The following is a 15824-nucleotide window of genomic DNA, read 5'->3' on the forward strand; positions in this document are numbered from 1 at the left end:
GTGATCTTCCTCCAGCTGACTTGAGTGCAACGGACTCAAGTGTGCACGACGGTTCCCGTGCGGTCAACAGGCATGAGTCGAGCTGACTCAACTCTTATCCGTTCCTTACACGCAAGGGGCCGCTGACCTGCGAGGAATCCAGCCGACGAGCTGCCCGGACGACCGTTTCGCCCGAGCTGCGAGGGGGACTCACAGCGGACACAGGTTGACGCCGCGGGCGCTGCCCGCCTCGCCCCGGTGCCTCACCGCGGCGCGCACCCACCTCGTCGGCCCGGCGCACGTCTGCATCCTCCGTACGGCGTACGACGCCCTGTCCCGCGCGGCGCGCGCCCGCCTCCCCCGCGCGACGTCGGCCGCCGTCGACAGGGCGGCCGACAAGCGCACGTCCGTCCACCGGGCGGCACTCCGCCGGGCGCCCCTCAGGGGCGCGCCCTTCCGCCCAACGCCCTTCGCCCGCGCGCCCGTACACCGGCACCCGCCACAACCCCAGGACGACGAGCGAGGTCACGCCCGCCACCCACAGCACGGCGTGGGCGTCCGCCCAGCCGGAATGCACCAGCACTCCCACGAGTACCCCGGCGAAGGCCGCGGCACCGATGACGATCGTCACTCCCTGGGGGGTGAGGCCGAGCCGCCGCAGCCGGTGCGCGAGATGGTCCCGGCCGCCGCGGGTCAGCGGCCGGCCCGCGACGCGCCGTGCCAGCAGGACGAGGGCGGCGTCGGCGACGGCGACCGCGGTGAGCGCGAACAGCACGGCGGCGCCGGTGGCCGCCTCCTGTCCCGCGCGCGCGGACACGGCCGCCGCGGCCAGCACGAAACCGGCGAACAGCGAGCCGCAGCCGCCGAGCGCCACGCGCGCGGGTGGCCAGTTGTGCATCAGGAAGCCGGTCAGCGCGGCGGCCAGGACGCTGAGCAGCACCGCGAGCCCGTCCATCATCTCGGCCGCGACGCAGGCGCCCACTCCGAACGCGGTGACGACCCCGACCGTCCCGGCGACCCCGTCGGCGTGGTCGAGGGCGCGGAAGGCGAGCGACACACACGCGATCCAGCACACGGCCACGGCACCCTCGGCGGCGCCGGTGTCGCCGTACGGCACCACGAAGGCCGCAGCGATCGCCGTGCCGAGGGCGAGCAGCCGTGTTTTGAGCCGCCACAGGTCGGCGGCCAGTCCCAGCGCGGCGACCCCGGCGGCCGCGGCGAGCAGCACGCCCATGCCGTCCCGCAGGGGTGCGTATCCGGTCCACTCCCCGGCGGCCACCACCAGGCAGGTGGCCAGCACGACGGCGGCGCCCCCGGACAGCGGAACGCGCCGCTGGCGGTGCCGGCGGTCGAGCAGTCCGAGCCGCAGCGCGGGCGCGCGCAGCAGCACGGCGAGGACGGCGGTGAGGAGCAGGGCGCTGGTGGCGGCGACGATCCCGTAGAGCACGGATATAAATTAGTCATGAATGTACCAATTTGGTACGAATAACACGGTCGGGATCGGGAGGGATTTCTGAGGTGACCCTCAGCGATTCAGATCACCCCATGCCCGGCTACAGTGCGGCGGGAGATCGGGGTAGTCTCAGACGGACTGCGTAAGTTACCGCTTAGTAATCTCGAACATCCCCCCTCGCAGGCCCGAGGAGCCCCCATGCAACTCGCCGCGATCATCGTGTCGCTGGTACTGACCGTGGTCGGCGTCGCGCTGCTCGCACGCGCGATCGGCCAGTTCGTCCGCTACTTCAAGCTGGGCCAGCCGGTCCCGGCGGGCACCCGGACGGACAACCCCTACCAGCGCAGCGTGACCCTGGTGAAGGAGTTCCTCGGCCACACGCGCATGAACCGCTGGGGCATCGTGGGCTTCGCCCACTGGTTCGTCGCCGTCGGCTTCCTCACCCTGCCGCCCACCCTGGCGCAGGCGTTCGGACAGCTCTTCGAGGCCGACTGGACGCTGCCCGTCATCGGCGGCTTCCTGCCCTTCGAGCTCTACATCGAGTTCATCGGCGTGATGACGATCCTCGGCATCGCCGTGCTGATCGTCATCCGCCTGCTGAACCTGCCGTCCCGCCCGGGCCGCAAGTCCCGCTTCGCCGGCTCCAAGGCGGGCCAGGCGTACTTCGTCGAGTACGTCATCCTCACCATCGGCCTCGCCATCTACGTGCTGCGCGGCCTCGAGGGCGCGATCCACCACGTGGAGCACTACGAGGCGGCGTACTTCGCCTCGTACCCGCTGGTCCTGGCCTTCAAGGGACTGAGCGTCGGCGCGCTGCAGAACCTGATCTACTTCACCGCCATGGTGAAGATCAGCACCTCCTTCATCTGGATGATCGTCGTCTCGCTGAACACCAACATGGGCGTGGCCTGGCACCGCTTCCTGGCCTTCCCGAACATCTGGTTCAAGCGCGAGGCGACCGGCGGCACCGCCCTCGGCGGACTCCAGCCGATGACCTCCGGCGGCAAGCCGATCGACTTCACCGACCCCGGTGACGACGACGTCTTCGGCGTCTCCCAGGTCGAGCAGTTCTCCTGGAAGGGCCTGCTGGACTTCTCCACCTGCACCGAGTGCGGCCGCTGCCAGTCGCAGTGCCCCGCCTGGAACACCGGCAAGCCGCTCTCCCCGAAGCTGCTCATCATGTCGCTGCGCGACCACGCGCACGCGAAGGCGCCGTACCTGCTGGCCGGTGGCGGCAAGACCATGGAGGGCGAGGAGAAGGCCTCCGAGGAGCAGCTCAAGGACGTCCCCGCGGCCGCGCTGGCCGAGGCCGAGCGCCCGCTGATCGGCACGGCCGAGGAGAACGGCGTCATCGACCCGGACGTCCTGTGGTCCTGCACCACCTGCGGCGCCTGCGTCGAGCAGTGCCCGGTGGACATCGAGCACGTCGACCACATCGTCGACATGCGCCGCTACCAGGTGATGATCGAGTCGTCGTTCCCCTCCGAGGCGGGCACGATGCTCAAGAACCTGGAGAAGAAGGGCAACCCCTGGGGCCTGGCGAAGAAGCAGCGCCTGGAGTGGCTGAAGGAAGTCGACTTCGAGGTGCCGGTCGTCGGCAAGGACATCGAGGACCTGTCCGAGGTCGAGTACCTGTACTGGGTCGGCTGCGCCGGCGCACTGGAGGACCGCGCCAAGAAGACCACGAAGGCCTTCGCGGAGCTGCTGCACATCGCGGGCGTCAAGTTCGCCATCATGGGCGGCGACGAGAAGTGCACCGGTGACTCCGCCCGCCGTCTCGGCAACGAGCCCCTGTTCCAGGAGCTCGGCATGGAGAACGTCATGGCGCTGAACATGGCGTTCGGCGAGGAGACGGACGACGAGGGCAAGGTCACGCCCGAGTCGAAGAAGCCGAAGTCGGCCAAGAAGATCGTCGCCACCTGCCCGCACTGCCTCAACACTCTCGGCAACGAGTACCCGCAGCTCGGCGGCGACTACGAGGTCATCCACCACACCCAGCTGCTCCAGCACCTGGTGGACGAGGGCAAGCTGATCCCGGTCACCCCGGTCGAGGGCATCATCACCTACCACGACCCCTGCTACCTGGGCCGGCACAACAAGATCTACACGCCGCCGCGCGAGATCATCGCGAACGTCCCGGGTCTTCGTAACGAGGAGATGCACCGCCACAAGGAGCGCGGCTTCTGCTGCGGCGCCGGCGGCGCGCGGATGTGGATGGAGGAGCGGATCGGCAAGCGCATCAACAACGAGCGCGTCGACGAGGCTCTCTCCCTGAACCCCGACATCGTCTCGACGGCCTGCCCGTTCTGTCTCGTCATGCTCACGGACTCCGTGAACGGCAAGAAGAACGACGGCAAGGCGAAGGAGTCCATCCAGGTCGTGGACGTCGCCCAGCTCCTGCTGGAGTCGGTCAAGACCCCGGCCGACGACGAGCCCCCGGCCGCCGCCGGGGAGACGGAGAACGAGCCGGAGCCTCAGCCCGTGAAGTGAGCTCTGATCAGGGCTCTTTGACGCCCCCTGTCCAGCGCGTCTCCCGCGCGACGGACGGGGGGCGTTCGTCTTGCGGGGGTAGGGCGGGAGGCGAGGTGGTACTACGGGTCGGGGTAGGGGTGAGCTGGGAGGCGGGCGCGCGCTCAGGTGCCGGTGGGGTCCGGGTGGGCGTACGGGTCTCCCTTAGGGGATGTCACAGGTCGGCCGCAAAGCCGGTACCGGACCGTAGGGCCCGGCACGTCGCTCCGCGGGACCAGGTACGTTCGAAGGCGTGGCTGGATTCAGGATCGGACGCGGCGGCCGGGACGGCCGCGCTGCGCAAGCGCGACCCCAAAACCCTCCGTACGGGCAGCAGGCGCCCCAGGGGCAGCCGCCGTACGGCTCTCCCTCGACGCCGCAGCGGCCGCAGTACCGCGGCGGCCAGCAGCCGCCCCACGGCGGCGGTGGCGGCGGGCAGTGGCCCCCGGCCAACGCCGGTGGCCGGGGCGGCGGTTACGGCGGGCACGGGCCGAGCGGCGGGCACGGCGGATACGGCGGGCCCGGCGGCGAGCCGGAGTACTTCGGCGGCGACGACCCCTACGGCGGCCCCGCGGGTGCGGGCGCCCCGCACGACCCGTACGCCGCGAACAACCCGGGCCACACACAGGCCTTCTCGATCGACGAGCAGGACCGGTACAACCAGGGTGGGACCTACCAGGCCGGCTCCGGCGCCCCCGCGGGCCCGATCGGCCCGCGCCTGCCCTGGAAGGAGCTGCTGAAGGGGATCGTCCTCTCCCCCAACCAGACGTTCCTGCGGATGCGGGACTACACGATGTGGGGCCCCGCCCTGATCGTGACCTTCCTCTACGGCCTGATCGCGGTCTTCGGCTTCGACGACACCCGCAAGGACACCATCAACGCGACGCTGTCCAACGCGATCCCGATCGTCCTGACGACGGGCGTCGCGATGGTGCTGAGCGCGTTCATCCTGGGCGTCGTCACCCACACCCTCGCCCGCCAGCTCGGCGGCGACGGCGCATGGCAGCCGACGGTCGGCCTCTCCATGCTGATCATGTGCCTCACGGACGCCCCGCGCCTGGTCGTCGCGATGTTCGTCGGCGGCGACGCGGCCTTCGTCCAGATGCTGGGCTGGGCGACCTGGGTCGCGGCCGGCGTCCTGCTCACCCTCATGGTCAGCCGCTCCCACGACCTGCTGTGGCCGAAGGCGCTGGGCGCGTCGGCGATCCAGCTGGTGGCACTGCTGTCGATCGTGAAGCTCGGCACGTTCTAGCGGCCTGCCGCACCCCTCAGGGGCTCAAGTGAGGCTCCCCGCCTGTCTGTTCGGCGGGGAGCCTTTGCGTGGCGCTACGGAGCGACAACGAGCGCGCAACGGATGAGGTCGACGCCGAAGCACGGAACGCCACTCGCCCCACCCTCCAGAAGAAGGGGCCAACAGGGCTCCGGACAGGGGGACTTGTGCGGTCGACGACCGGCCGGCATGCCGGCCGGTCGTCGGCTCCCTCGCGGCCTGCGTCGCCTTGGCCGCCACCTCCGCATGCACGGTCCCCGTCGACGCCGTCGCCGGCATCTCCGTGACCGAGAACGGCCGTCTGCTCGGCGTCATGATGGTCTGCGGACACCGAATAGACGGCGCCACGCTCTACGTGCCCGACGACGGCCCCGACACATCGGTGACCGTCGGCTCATTGGGCGAAGGGTGCCGGCGCCGGCCTTCGAGTCAGAGCGCTTCCCGGGACGGAGTGACCGGCTCCCCCGACTTGCGCACCACAGGCAGGACACTCCACGGGAAGTTGATCCAGTCGTCCGTCCGCTTCCAGACGTACTCGCACTTCACCAGGGAGTGAGACTTCTCGTAGATGACGGCGGTGCGGACCTCGGCGACGGTCTCCAGGCAGAAGTCGCGCACCAGCTTGAGCGTCTTGCCGGTGTCGGCGACGTCGTCGGTGATGAGGACCTTCTTGTCGGAGAAGTCGACGACGTCCGGGACGGGCGCGAGCATGACGGGCATGTCGAGCGTAGTGCCGAGTACACACCGGTAATCGCTCGTCGTGGCCCCTCGCAAGACATAGTCTTGATCACGAGGGGGCTACATGACGACCACCGTTGTCGCAGCTCAGAGCGAGATTCCTCGCTCTCTTGTCCTTACCGGTGATGGGGGCGAGGGTCCTCGCCCACTCGCCGGTTTGCGCGGCGGCAGGTACGCACGTAAGAGCGCGTACCGCGGCAAGAGCGCGCGCCGAGGCTTCTCGGTGCGCGAGCAGCTCGACGCCTCGCAGGGTGACGCCGACCGCCTCGGCGTGAACATCGTTGAGGACTTCATCGACGATGACCGTTCGGCTTCTCGCTTCCGCGAACGCGAGCGCGAGGAGTTCGAGCGAATGATCGAGTGGATCGAGACTGGAAAACTCGACATCGTCCTCGCGTGGGGGTCGTCCCGACTCCAGCGCGACTTGGACATCTACACCCGGCTACGCAACACCTGTGCGACGCACGGCGTTCTGTGGTGCTACGGCGGCAAGGTCTACGACCTGTCGAACAAGGACGACCGTTTCCGCACGGGCCTCGACGCTCTGCTCGGCGAGCGCGAGGTCGACGAGTTGCGCGACAACGTCAAGCGGACGTTGCGCGCGAACGCGGTCACGGGTCGCCCGCACGGCATCACGCCGTACGGGTACCGGCGCGTGTACGACGAGAAGACAGGGGCATTCCTCCGGGTCGAAAGGGACCCAGAGCAGGCGCCGATCGTCCTAGAAATCTGCAAGCGGGTCGCGGACGGCGAGCCGTATAAGACGATCGCGAAGGACTTGCAGGCTCGTGGTGTTCCGGCGCCTGCCCTGCGTTGGACTAAGGGCATGGTCGTGCGGCTCTCGCACGAGAAGCCCGAGAATCCCGCGCACGAGGCTCTGTGGCGCGAGACGGTCGAGCGCCTCGCCCAGGGCGAAGCCGAGCTGTCCATCGCTCGCGACTACAACGAGCGCGACGAGCCGCTGATCGCTGCCGTGTGGCACGGTGCCACGATCAAGGATTACGCGACGGATATCCGGTACACGGGGGCGCGTACTCACCATGGCGTCGTAACCAACGAGGAGGCGTGGCCCGAGATCGTGCCCCCGCGGATCTATGCCAAGTGCCAGGCACTCATCACGGCAAAGGGAAGCAAGCCGAGCAACTCGCGCCCCGGCGTCGCGAAGTACCTCTTGTCGTCGATCATGTGCTGCTCGGAATGCAAACACCCTGTTGTCTCCGACCCGACCGAGTACGGGATGAATTACCAGTGCAAGACCCCCGGAAAGAACGGGGCCAAGGGCTACCACGTCAGCGGCAAGCAGGCGCCGATCGACAAGTACGTGCTTGGGGTGCTGTTCGACTGGCTCGCCTCGCCGGCGTTCGTCGAGGCGTACACCAAGGGTGACGAGGAACTGCAAGAGAAGATCGCCAACGCTCAGGCCGAGGCCGAGATGCTTAAGGCCCGGTTGGAGGAGTTCCGCGACAAGGCCGCCGAGGGCAAGCTCGACGCGGACGGCCTCGCAGCCATGGAGGCGAGGCTAAAGCCGAAGATCGAGAAGGCCGAGGCGGACGCGAAGACGCTGCGGGCGCCGAGTGTCGTCGCGGACCTCGCCGGCGCCTCTCGCGAGGAGATCGAGAAGGCGTGGCCGCAGCTCAAGGTCGCGCAGCAGCGGTTGATCGTCGAATCGCTGCTTGAGATCAAGCTGCACCCGGTCGGCAAGGGGCGGCACAGCCGTGCGGGTGTTCCGATCGAGTCGTACGTGACGGTTGTCCGTAAGTCGCTGCGGCCGACGGTCACGAAGCAGTCCGAGGTCGCCAAGGCTGCGTAGGACTGGCACAGGACAGGAGGGGCCGCACGGCGTCTGCCGCGCGGCCCCTCCCGCTTGCTCAGTCCGGCCCGGATCTGCCCTCGTCGGGCTCTGTTCGCTTGCCTGGGCCAGGGTGGGGGGCAAGGCCGTTCAACGCGTCTTGTAGTCCTGCGGCGCCTGTTGGGGTGATGTGGCGGCCGTCTACGTCGATCGTCAGTCCGTCTCGGGTCGCTCGAACGACTGCGATTGCTCCTGTGTCCAGTTGGGTGCGGATTACGCGGATCAAGGTTGCCCCCCTGTTGGCATGGCTGACCCATGACTCGAACATATGTCCGAGTCAAAGGCCCGGATCAGCTTACTCCGCACAACACCGCAGGTCACGCGCGTACCACTCGGAGTGATCGCACTAGTTCGACGCTTGGCCACCCTCGGTAAGTTCCTGGGGTAGCTCGCCAGCGGCGTACCGCCTCAGCAGTTCCTCGACCTTGGGCATGTCCTCGCGCCCCATGCCGGGGGCATGCACGACGACGACGGTCGTTTCGTCGGTACTGGCACCGAACGGATCATCGGTGACGAGGCCGCAATACTGCTGCGAGGCGGCGATGCGCACCTCGCGCTCGGGACGACCGAGGGCCTTGGCCACGGCCCCGATGACCCCCGGCTCGACCATGATCGGCTTGTCGTGGGCGATCCGATGCAGGGTCGTATACCCCACTGTGGCGCCCGTCTCAGGATCGATGGCGCGCTCTGCGAGCTCGCGGTACGAGAGCCCCGTCTCTTCCCTGCACTTCCGAAGCAGGTCCCCGAACGGGGTCCCCTTCCGAAAGGGCGTGCCCTTGGGGCGAGGGGTGCCGGCATCCGACACGCTCTCATCTCCGTTCTTGTTGCAGAACTCGAACATTCTCATCTAACCAGCGATCACCGCAGTTCGCACACCTGGAACTGCGTTGACGTGCCGTTTCGACCCTCTTACGGTTACGGGTGTTCGAGATGTGCAACAGTCGAGCGGGCGCTTTCCTGTGCTTTGCACCCTTGACTGTTCGACTTGTGGAACACACCGGAGGGGGAGCCGTGACCACACCACAGACGCCGATACCGCCGACCGAGGCAAGCGACGACGGCGAACCGACCCCCGAGCAGATCGACCTCGTCCGTCGAGTCCTCGCCCCCCACATCCACCGGGCACGCGCAGAGCGCGCCGAGCAGCAGTCCGCAGCGTGAGGAGAGAACAGAGCGTGAGTCACGTCGAGTTCGTCGGTCCGCCGCCGAAGCAGCGCAACACCAAGCACGCCCGGATCGCCCGCGAGCTGCGAGCGCACCCGAAGGTGTGGGGCGTCGTGCGGAAGCCCGACACGCTGCCGCGAGCCGCCTCTGCCGCTCAGGCGATCCGCGACGCTCGACTGCCGGCCTACGCCCCCGCGGGATCGTTCGAGGCGGTCGCCCGCACGGTCACCGAGGGCGGACGCACCGAGCACCGCGTTTACGCCCGGTACGTCGGGGGCGAGCAGTGACGACCGCACCCGCGGCGACCGTGACGCCGACCGGCGTCGTCGTCGCCCCGCCCGGACTCGACCGCGACCAGTGGCTCGCCGCGCGCCGTACGGGCATCGGCGGCTCGGACGTCGCCGCCGTCCTCGGGATGAGCAAGTACACCTCGCCGCTAGAGCTGTACCTCGACAAGACGGGCGAGCTCGGCGACGTGCCACGCTCCCCCGAGCTGGAAGAAGCGGCGTTCTGGGGGCACCAGCACGAGCCGACCATCGCCCGCGTGTTCGCCGAGCGAACCGGTCTCGGCGTCGTCGAGGGCCCGGGGATGCTCGCCCACGTCGAGCGCCGTTGGATGCTGGCGAACGTCGACCGCTACGTGATCGAGCAGGGCGAGCGGATGCCGTCGAGCCTGCTGGAGATCAAGACGCGCTCCGCGTTCCAGCTCGACGAGTGGCTGCTCGGCGTGCCGGACGGGCCAGCGCTGCAAACGCACTGGTACCTCGCCGTCACCGGCTACTCGCACGCGCACGTCGCCGCGCTGCTCGGCGGGAACCGTCTGGTCATTCACCGGGTCGAGCGTGACGAGCAGCTCGTCGAGCACCTCGTCGCCCTGGTCGGCGAGTTCTGGCAGCGCGTGCTCGACCGCACGCCGCCGCCCGTGGACGGTTCCGAGGCGACCGAGGAACTGCTCGGCCACCTCTACGAGGTCAAGGCCGACGCGGTGACCGTCGCCGATCCGGCCGAGGTGCTGCCGCTGCTGGAACGCCGCCGCGAGCTCAAGGCACGCGAGCAGCGTACGGCCGACGAGCTGCGCGAGGTCGACAACCGCCTGAAAGAAGTTGCCGGCGAGGCCGAGATCGTCAAGGTTCAGGGCCGCGTCGCCTTCACGTGGAAGCAGAACGGGCCGCTCGCAGCGAAACGGTTCGCCGCCGCTCACCCCGAGCTCGCCGCCCAGTACACGCACAGCGTCGACGCGCTCGATACGAAGCGCCTCGCCGCCGAGCACCCCGACGAGTTCCGGGCGCACCGCGCCCGACGCCTCGTCGTCCCGAAGGAGAGCACCGCAGCGTGAGCACCAACCTTGCCGAGCGCGTCGCCGCCCGCCGCAGCCACCCGCCCGCCCGCCAGACCACTCGCGGCGCCGTCGCACAGCAGCCCAACCTCGTGCAGTTCGTGCAGTCGATGCGCGGCGAGATCGCCCGCGCGCTGCCTGCGCACGTCGCCAACCCCGAGCGCATCGCGCGTATCGCCCTTACCGAGCTGCGCAGGGTCGAGCACCTCGCCGAGTGCACACAAGAGTCGTTCGGCGGCGCGCTGATGACCTGCGCGCAGCTCGGCCTCGAACCGGGCGGGGCGCTGGGCGAGGCGTACCTGCTGCCCTTCTGGAACAAGCGTGTCCGCGCCTACGAGGTTCAGCTCGTCATCGGCTATCAGGGCATGATCCGCCTGTTCTGGCAGCACCCGGCCGCCGCAGGGCTCGCCGCCCACACGGTCTACGAGAACGACGACTTCGAGTTCGAATACGGCCTCGACCCGGTCCTGCGGCACAAGCCGGCCCGGTCCGACCGCGGGCGCCCGACCGACTATTACGCCGTCGCGAAGATGGCGAACGGCGGCTCGGCGTTCGTGGTGATGAGCGTCGAGGACGTCGAGGTGATCCGCCAGCGCAGCAAGTCGCGCGACTCGGGCCCGTGGTCGACGGACTACGACGCGATGGCCCGTAAGACCGTGATCCGGCAGCTCTTCAAGCTGCTGCCCAAGTCACCCGAGCTCGCCCGCGCCGTCGCCCACGACGAGGGAGTGCGGCGCGACCTGTCGCCCGAGGGGCTCGACACCCCGCCGGACTACATCGAGGGCGAGGTCGTCGAGCAGGCACCCGCCGACGAGCAGCACGCCACGGTCGAGGACGTCCCGGCGGAGTTCGCCGGGTGGCCCGAGGCCACCGAGCCGGGCGGCGCCGCGGACGGTTCCTGATGGGCGCCGACGGCCCGCGCATCGGGTCTCTGTGCTCGGGTTACGGCGGTCTCGACATCGCGGTGCAGCAGGTGTTCGGGGGGTCGGTGGCGTGGCACGTCGAGAACGACGCGAACGCCGCGGCGATCCTCGCGCACCACTGGCCCGAGGTGCCGAGCCTCGGCGATCTGACCGCCGTTGACTTCGCCCTGGTCGAGCGGCCCGACGTGCTCACCACAGGTTTCCCGTGCCAGGACGTAAGCGAGGCCGGCCTCGGCGCCGGCATCGCTGCCGGTACCCGGTCCGGTCTGTGGCTGCACGTCGCCCGCGCTATCCAGTCCCTACGTCCCTCGTTGGTGGTGATCGAGAATGTCCGCGGACTTCTCTCGGCTCCGGCCCATAGCGACATGGAACCGTGCCCGTGGTGCGTGGGAGACGGAAGCGGTAAGCCTGCTCTGCGGGCACTCGGCGCTGTACTCGCAGACTTGGCCCGCCTCGGGTTCGATGCGGAGTGGGCGTGCGTACGCGCGTCGGAGATCGGCGCTCCCCACCGCCGCGAGCGGGTGTTCGTCATCGCGTGGCCCGCTGCTGAAAACCCCGACTTCGAACCTGGGGTCGAACGGGGGCTCGCAGCACCCGGACAAGCGCCGCGCGGGTGGTCATGGGCCGACGCTCGCCGACGAGGTCGAGCACCTTCTGCCGACGCCCTCGGCGTCCGGTCACGACGACGGGAAGGCGCCGGAAGTCTGGCGGGCGCGGCGCGAGCGGATGCGAGCCAAGCACCGGAACGGGATTGGGGCGCCACCCCTACCGCTGCTGGTGACGATGCTCCCCTCGACTGGGGGATCTACCGCGGCGCCGTCGAACGGTGGGAGCGGCTCACCCGGCCTGCTCCCCGGGCAGTTGACGATCGCGGTCGCCTCGACCCGCCGTTCGTCGAGTGGATGCACGGACTCGACGCCGGACACGTGACCGGCGTTCCAGGCCTCGGCCGCAACGCGCAGTTGCGGGCCCTCGGGAACGGCGTCGTCGTCCGGCAGGCCGAGGCCGCGCTGCGGCTGCTGCTCGACCGTGCCGGCCTGCTGCTCGCCGCATGATCTGCGGCCACTGGGACGGCGCCGCCCGCCGCTACTGCCGCGCCGTCGACGGCGTCCGCCACTACCTCACCGGCCACCGCTGCCCCGCCCACACACCCGCCGCCCTCGCCGGGCGGCCCGAACCGCCCGGATCGCCAACACCCATAAGGAGAAGGACAGTTGAGCCGCACCGCAACGGATTGGGTATGGGACCAGTCCGCCGCCACGGGCAACGCCCGTACGGTGCTGCTCGCCATCGCCCACGTGGCCAACGCTGACGGCGTCGCCTACGCCGGTACCGCGATGCTCGTGCGGCGCACCCGGGCGGCTCGCTCGACCGTGCGGAAGTCCGTCGACGCGCTGCTCGCGTCCGGCGAGCTCGCCGTCGTCGAGGGCGCCACGGGTCCGGCCGGCGAGACCGTCTACCGCCTCCCCCTCGTCGGCGCCGTGCCCGATGCGAGCGGGTTTGAGGGGGCCGAAAGTCGGCCCGGGTCAGATTTCGGCCCGGGTCGAGGATCGGCCCCCGGGGGGCCGGAAACCGGCCTGGAGGGGGACCGGAAACCGGCCCGAGGGGGGCCGGAAATCGGCCTCCAGAACCTAAGCAACAGAACACAACAGGAAGCACAGCAGCAGCCGCGCGCGAGCCGGTCGCCGCTGATTCCCGAACTGCACCCGCTCGGCGACGCGCTCGCCGCCGCTGGAATCCCGGTCCGCTGGTCGCTCGGTCTCGGCGAACAGCGCGACACCTACCGGCTCGTGCAGGCGCACGGTGTCGAGGCTCTCGTCGAGCTCGCCGCCCGCCGCACCACCCCCGGCAGCGAGGCCAAGTCCGCCCGCTACTGGCTCAAGGTCTGGGGCGACCTCGACCGCGCGCCGTCCGCCCGTCCCGGTCCGAACGTCGTCCCCCTGCGCACCGCGAACCCTGCCGCATACACCGACAACCTCGCCGCCGGCCTCGCACTGCTGCAAGCCCAGAAGGAGGGCACCCCGTGATCGACAGCCACATCGCCGCCCTGTTGGCGTTCGCCGGCCGCCTCGACTCCCGCGTGCGCCGCACACTCGCCGATCCGCAGCAGTCCGCCCGCACCATCGCCGACTGGACCGACGCGCTCGCCGACGTCCCGGCCACCCTGCCCGACACCGGTTGGGACGCCTCGCAGGCCGTGCGCCGCTACTACGAGCAGCGCGGCGCCGACCGGTCCGCGCAGTACCGGCCCGTCGAGCCGCACGACGTACTCGCCGCATGGGCGCCGCACCGCGCCGAGCTCATGAACCGGCACACCGACCCCGTACCGTCCGCCGACCCCGACGACCCGGCAGCGTGGCGCGAGGAACTGCTCGGCACCCGGGCCGCGGTCGCGACCGGACACACCCCGCCCGCCCAGTACCGGGCCGAGATCAACCCCGCCGGGCAGGAACGTCTCGCCGCCCTGGTCGCGGGTGTCGGCACCGGGCCGCGCCGGTACATGCCCGAGCACGTCGCACGCGAACTCGCCCCCTTCCGGCCGGCACAGGCACAGCGCGATGCCCTCGTCGCCGAGGGACTGCCCGACCCGCTCGGCGCCAAGTGCCCGCACTGCCGCGCCGAAATCGGCAAGCGCTGCCGCAGCGGCTACCGCCGACACAGGGAGATCAGCGGCGTACACCCCTCCCGCATCGAGGCCGTAGTCGCCCAACTCGGCACGCAGGACGAGCGCGACGAGGCCGAGCAGGTCCGCCTCGCCCGCCTCATGTGCCAGCCACCCGCCCCGCGCGCGAGCCGCGCCCGCCACACCACCGGAGGACAGCACCGATGACCCCCGCCGCCGCGCGCGCCTTCATCGCCGCCCACCTGACCGACGAGCTCGACGTGCACCCCCACCTCGCCGCGCTCACCGCACAGACCCTCACCGACCGCCTCGCCGCGGACGGATGGGAGATCACCACCACCCGGCACGCGCGACCGGTCGCGCCTCGCGCGCGGGAGCCGCGCGCTCGGCGCCTGCTCGCTCGCCTTACCCGCCGTGCCCGTACGAAGGGAGACCCGACCCCATGACCCCCGGCGTCGTCGCCGCGCTCGTCGTGCTGCTCGTCGTCGCCTCGGGTCTGCCGCTCGGCCGCCTCGCCTGCCGACGAGACCCCGGGCCCCTGAGACGGCATCCGGCCGACACCCGCGGCGCCTGCCCGCCCGACTGCACCACCTGCACCGCACTGAACGAGGGGGACCGATGAACACCCGCACCCGTACCCGTAGCGACTCCCGCCGTGGGCGTCGTGAGTTGCGCGAGGCCGAGCGCACCGCCCGCCGCGAGGGGCTCCGCCTGCTGCTCGCCCGCGCCGACCGCGGAGTGCTCACGCCCGAGGACTCCGCCGCGCTGCGCGGCCACATCGAGGCCGAGGTCGCCGAGTGCGACACGTTCCGGCGCAGCGCCGGCGGACAGCAGGTCGCCGCGATGCGGCTGCACCGCACCCTCGCCGCCGCCGACGAGTGCCTCGTCGAGACCGAGGCCGACCGCGACCGGTACGCCGCGCGCCTCGCCCGCGTCGAGCGGGTCGCCGACAAGCTCGCCGCCATCGTGGCGGATAGCGAGCAGCAGCTCGTCGAGGACATCCGGCGCGCGTGCACGGGCGAGGACGAGGTCGAGCAGGACGACGAGGAGAACAGCCGATGAACCGAGCAGTCGCCGCTCACGAGACGGTCGCGGCCCTGCGCACGATCCGTGAACAGTGGGGCGAGCTGCTGCTCGCCGTCGACACCCCGCCCGCCGATGTGTGGCCCCCTCGGCAGCTCGCGCACACGCTGCGCGCCGTTGACGATGAGCAGCTCGACGTCGTCGACCGCGCCCCGCTCGTGCTGCGCGAGCACCCCGCGCCGGCCAACCTCGACGCACTCGACACCGGCCTCGCCATCGAGCGGATGATCTTCGGCCTCGCCGACACCCTCGCCGCCGCTGTCCAGTGCGGCGAGCCGGGGGCGCATCGCGACCCGCGGCGTTGGGAGTTCGCCGACCCGGGCGCCGCCGACGCCCGGCACGCGCACGGCAGCCGGGCGCACGGTCTGCACTTCGCGTGCGTGTGGATCGAGGGACGCGTGCTCGACGAGGACACCACCCCCGAGCAGCAGCTCGACGGCATACTCGCCGCGCCCCCGTTCGCTCCCCTGCCCGAGCACCTGCTGCACGAGGCACGGCGCACTGCGCGGATCGCCGAGGGGCGCCTGCTGCGGACACTCGGCCTCGACGCGCGCAGCACTCCGGTACCGGATCGGGCATGCCCGTGGTGCGGCGGCGACCTCGAACTGCACACCGCACCGGACACCGCACCGATGGTGACCTGCTCGACCGGCCGCGAGTGCACCGCGCCCGTGCCACTCGACGAGCAGGGACGGCGCGTATGGGGGTGGGGTGACCTCGTCGCCCTGGTCGCCGCACTGGCCGAGGCCGAGCCGACTCGGGCGGCAGAACGGGCAGCGTAGCGGCACCGCAGGTAGGGCCCCGGGCGCATTCCCCGGGGCCCATCTCGTTTGGGTAACGAAGCGTCAAAGCTCCCTGTACGCACGGCCGTTACGCGGCAACCTCGAACCAGGAATCG

General features: G+C 70.5%; 16 protein-coding genes and 1 pseudogene. 14 read left to right on the forward strand and 3 right to left on the reverse strand.

Going from position 1 to position 15824, the window contains the following annotated elements; genetic code table 11:
• Positions 1 to 94: 94 nt before the first annotated feature.
• Positions 95 to 1426, reverse strand: coding sequence for an MraY family glycosyltransferase (locus tag EV567_RS11075; protein WP_130438718.1), 1332 nt, complete (start codon positions 1424 to 1426; stop codon positions 95 to 97).
• A gap of 204 nt (positions 1427 to 1630) precedes the next feature.
• On the opposite strand from EV567_RS11075, the gene EV567_RS11080 reads away from it, so the two are divergent.
• Positions 1631 to 3922: a heterodisulfide reductase-related iron-sulfur binding cluster gene (locus EV567_RS11080; RefSeq protein WP_130438720.1), complete on the forward strand. Its 2292-nt coding sequence runs from the start codon at positions 1631 to 1633 to the stop codon at positions 3920 to 3922.
• Positions 3923 to 4193: 271 nt separating this feature from the next.
• Entirely contained in the window at positions 4194 to 5192 is a 999-nt protein-coding gene (locus EV567_RS11085) for a Yip1 family protein (protein ID WP_130438722.1), read from the forward strand.
• 447 nt (positions 5193 to 5639) lie between these two features.
• Here EV567_RS11085 and EV567_RS11090 read toward each other — a convergent pair.
• A pseudogene (locus EV567_RS11090) lies at positions 5640 to 5948 on the reverse strand (phosphoribosyltransferase); the annotation flags it as partial.
• A gap of 64 nt (positions 5949 to 6012) precedes the next feature.
• On the opposite strand from EV567_RS11090, the gene EV567_RS11095 reads away from it, so the two are divergent.
• Positions 6013 to 7758, forward strand: coding sequence for a recombinase family protein (locus tag EV567_RS11095; protein WP_130438724.1), 1746 nt, complete (start codon positions 6013 to 6015; stop codon positions 7756 to 7758).
• Positions 7759 to 8143: 385 nt separating this feature from the next.
• On the opposite strand, the gene EV567_RS11100 is transcribed toward EV567_RS11095, so the two are convergent.
• Complete coding sequence (locus EV567_RS11100; protein ID WP_165430345.1) at positions 8144 to 8638, reverse strand: helix-turn-helix transcriptional regulator; 495 nt, start codon at positions 8636 to 8638, stop codon at positions 8144 to 8146.
• Positions 8639 to 8808: 170 nt separating this feature from the next.
• On the opposite strand from EV567_RS11100, the gene EV567_RS27795 reads away from it, so the two are divergent.
• The 11 genes from EV567_RS27795 (at position 8809) to EV567_RS11150 (ending at position 15708) form a co-directional block, all read left to right on the forward strand.
• The gene (locus EV567_RS27795) at positions 8809 to 8958 is read left to right on the forward strand and encodes a hypothetical protein (RefSeq protein ID WP_165430346.1); all 150 of its coding nucleotides are present in this window, start codon (positions 8809 to 8811) and stop codon (positions 8956 to 8958) included.
• A 14-nt stretch (positions 8959 to 8972) separates the two neighbouring features.
• Positions 8973 to 9248, forward strand: a complete 276-nt coding sequence (locus EV567_RS27800; protein ID WP_165430341.1) for a hypothetical protein — start codon at positions 8973 to 8975, stop codon at positions 9246 to 9248.
• Positions 9245 to 10297, forward strand: coding sequence for a YqaJ viral recombinase family protein (locus EV567_RS11105; RefSeq protein ID WP_165430347.1), 1053 nt, complete (start codon positions 9245 to 9247; stop codon positions 10295 to 10297). Before EV567_RS27800 ends, EV567_RS11105 begins: the two co-directional genes overlap by 4 nt.
• Positions 10294 to 11199: a recombinase RecT gene (locus tag EV567_RS11110; RefSeq protein ID WP_165430348.1), complete on the forward strand. Its 906-nt coding sequence runs from the start codon at positions 10294 to 10296 to the stop codon at positions 11197 to 11199. The genes EV567_RS11105 and EV567_RS11110 overlap by 4 nt, the downstream gene beginning before the upstream one ends.
• Positions 11199 to 12275 carry a DNA cytosine methyltransferase gene (locus EV567_RS11115; protein ID WP_130438732.1) on the forward strand — a complete coding sequence of 359 codons (1077 nt, stop codon included), beginning with the start codon at positions 11199 to 11201 and terminating at the stop codon, positions 12273 to 12275. The genes EV567_RS11110 and EV567_RS11115 overlap by 1 nt, the downstream gene beginning before the upstream one ends.
• A 159-nt stretch (positions 12276 to 12434) precedes the next feature.
• Complete coding sequence (locus tag EV567_RS11125; RefSeq protein WP_165430349.1) at positions 12435 to 13247, forward strand: hypothetical protein; 813 nt, start codon at positions 12435 to 12437, stop codon at positions 13245 to 13247.
• The gene (locus EV567_RS11130; protein WP_130438738.1) at positions 13244 to 14050 is read left to right on the forward strand and encodes a hypothetical protein; all 807 of its coding nucleotides are present in this window, start codon (positions 13244 to 13246) and stop codon (positions 14048 to 14050) included. Before EV567_RS11125 ends, EV567_RS11130 begins: the two co-directional genes overlap by 4 nt.
• Positions 14047 to 14289 (forward strand): hypothetical protein, encoded by a 243-nt coding sequence (locus EV567_RS11135; protein ID WP_130438740.1) that lies wholly within the window; start codon positions 14047 to 14049, stop codon positions 14287 to 14289. Before EV567_RS11130 ends, EV567_RS11135 begins: the two co-directional genes overlap by 4 nt.
• The gene (locus tag EV567_RS11140) at positions 14286 to 14465 is read left to right on the forward strand and encodes a hypothetical protein (protein ID WP_130438742.1); all 180 of its coding nucleotides are present in this window, start codon (positions 14286 to 14288) and stop codon (positions 14463 to 14465) included. Before EV567_RS11135 ends, EV567_RS11140 begins: the two co-directional genes overlap by 4 nt.
• Positions 14462 to 14905 carry a hypothetical protein gene (locus EV567_RS11145; protein ID WP_130438744.1) on the forward strand — a complete coding sequence of 148 codons (444 nt, stop codon included), beginning with the start codon at positions 14462 to 14464 and terminating at the stop codon, positions 14903 to 14905. Before EV567_RS11140 ends, EV567_RS11145 begins: the two co-directional genes overlap by 4 nt.
• Positions 14902 to 15708, forward strand: a complete 807-nt coding sequence (locus EV567_RS11150) for a hypothetical protein (RefSeq protein WP_130438746.1) — start codon at positions 14902 to 14904, stop codon at positions 15706 to 15708. The genes EV567_RS11145 and EV567_RS11150 overlap by 4 nt, the downstream gene beginning before the upstream one ends.
• The last annotated feature ends 116 nt before the right edge of the window (positions 15709 to 15824 follow it).

It is taken from the genome of Streptomyces sp. BK239 (assembly GCF_004217285.1).
Taxonomy (GTDB): Bacteria; Actinomycetota; Actinomycetes; order Streptomycetales; family Streptomycetaceae; genus Streptomyces.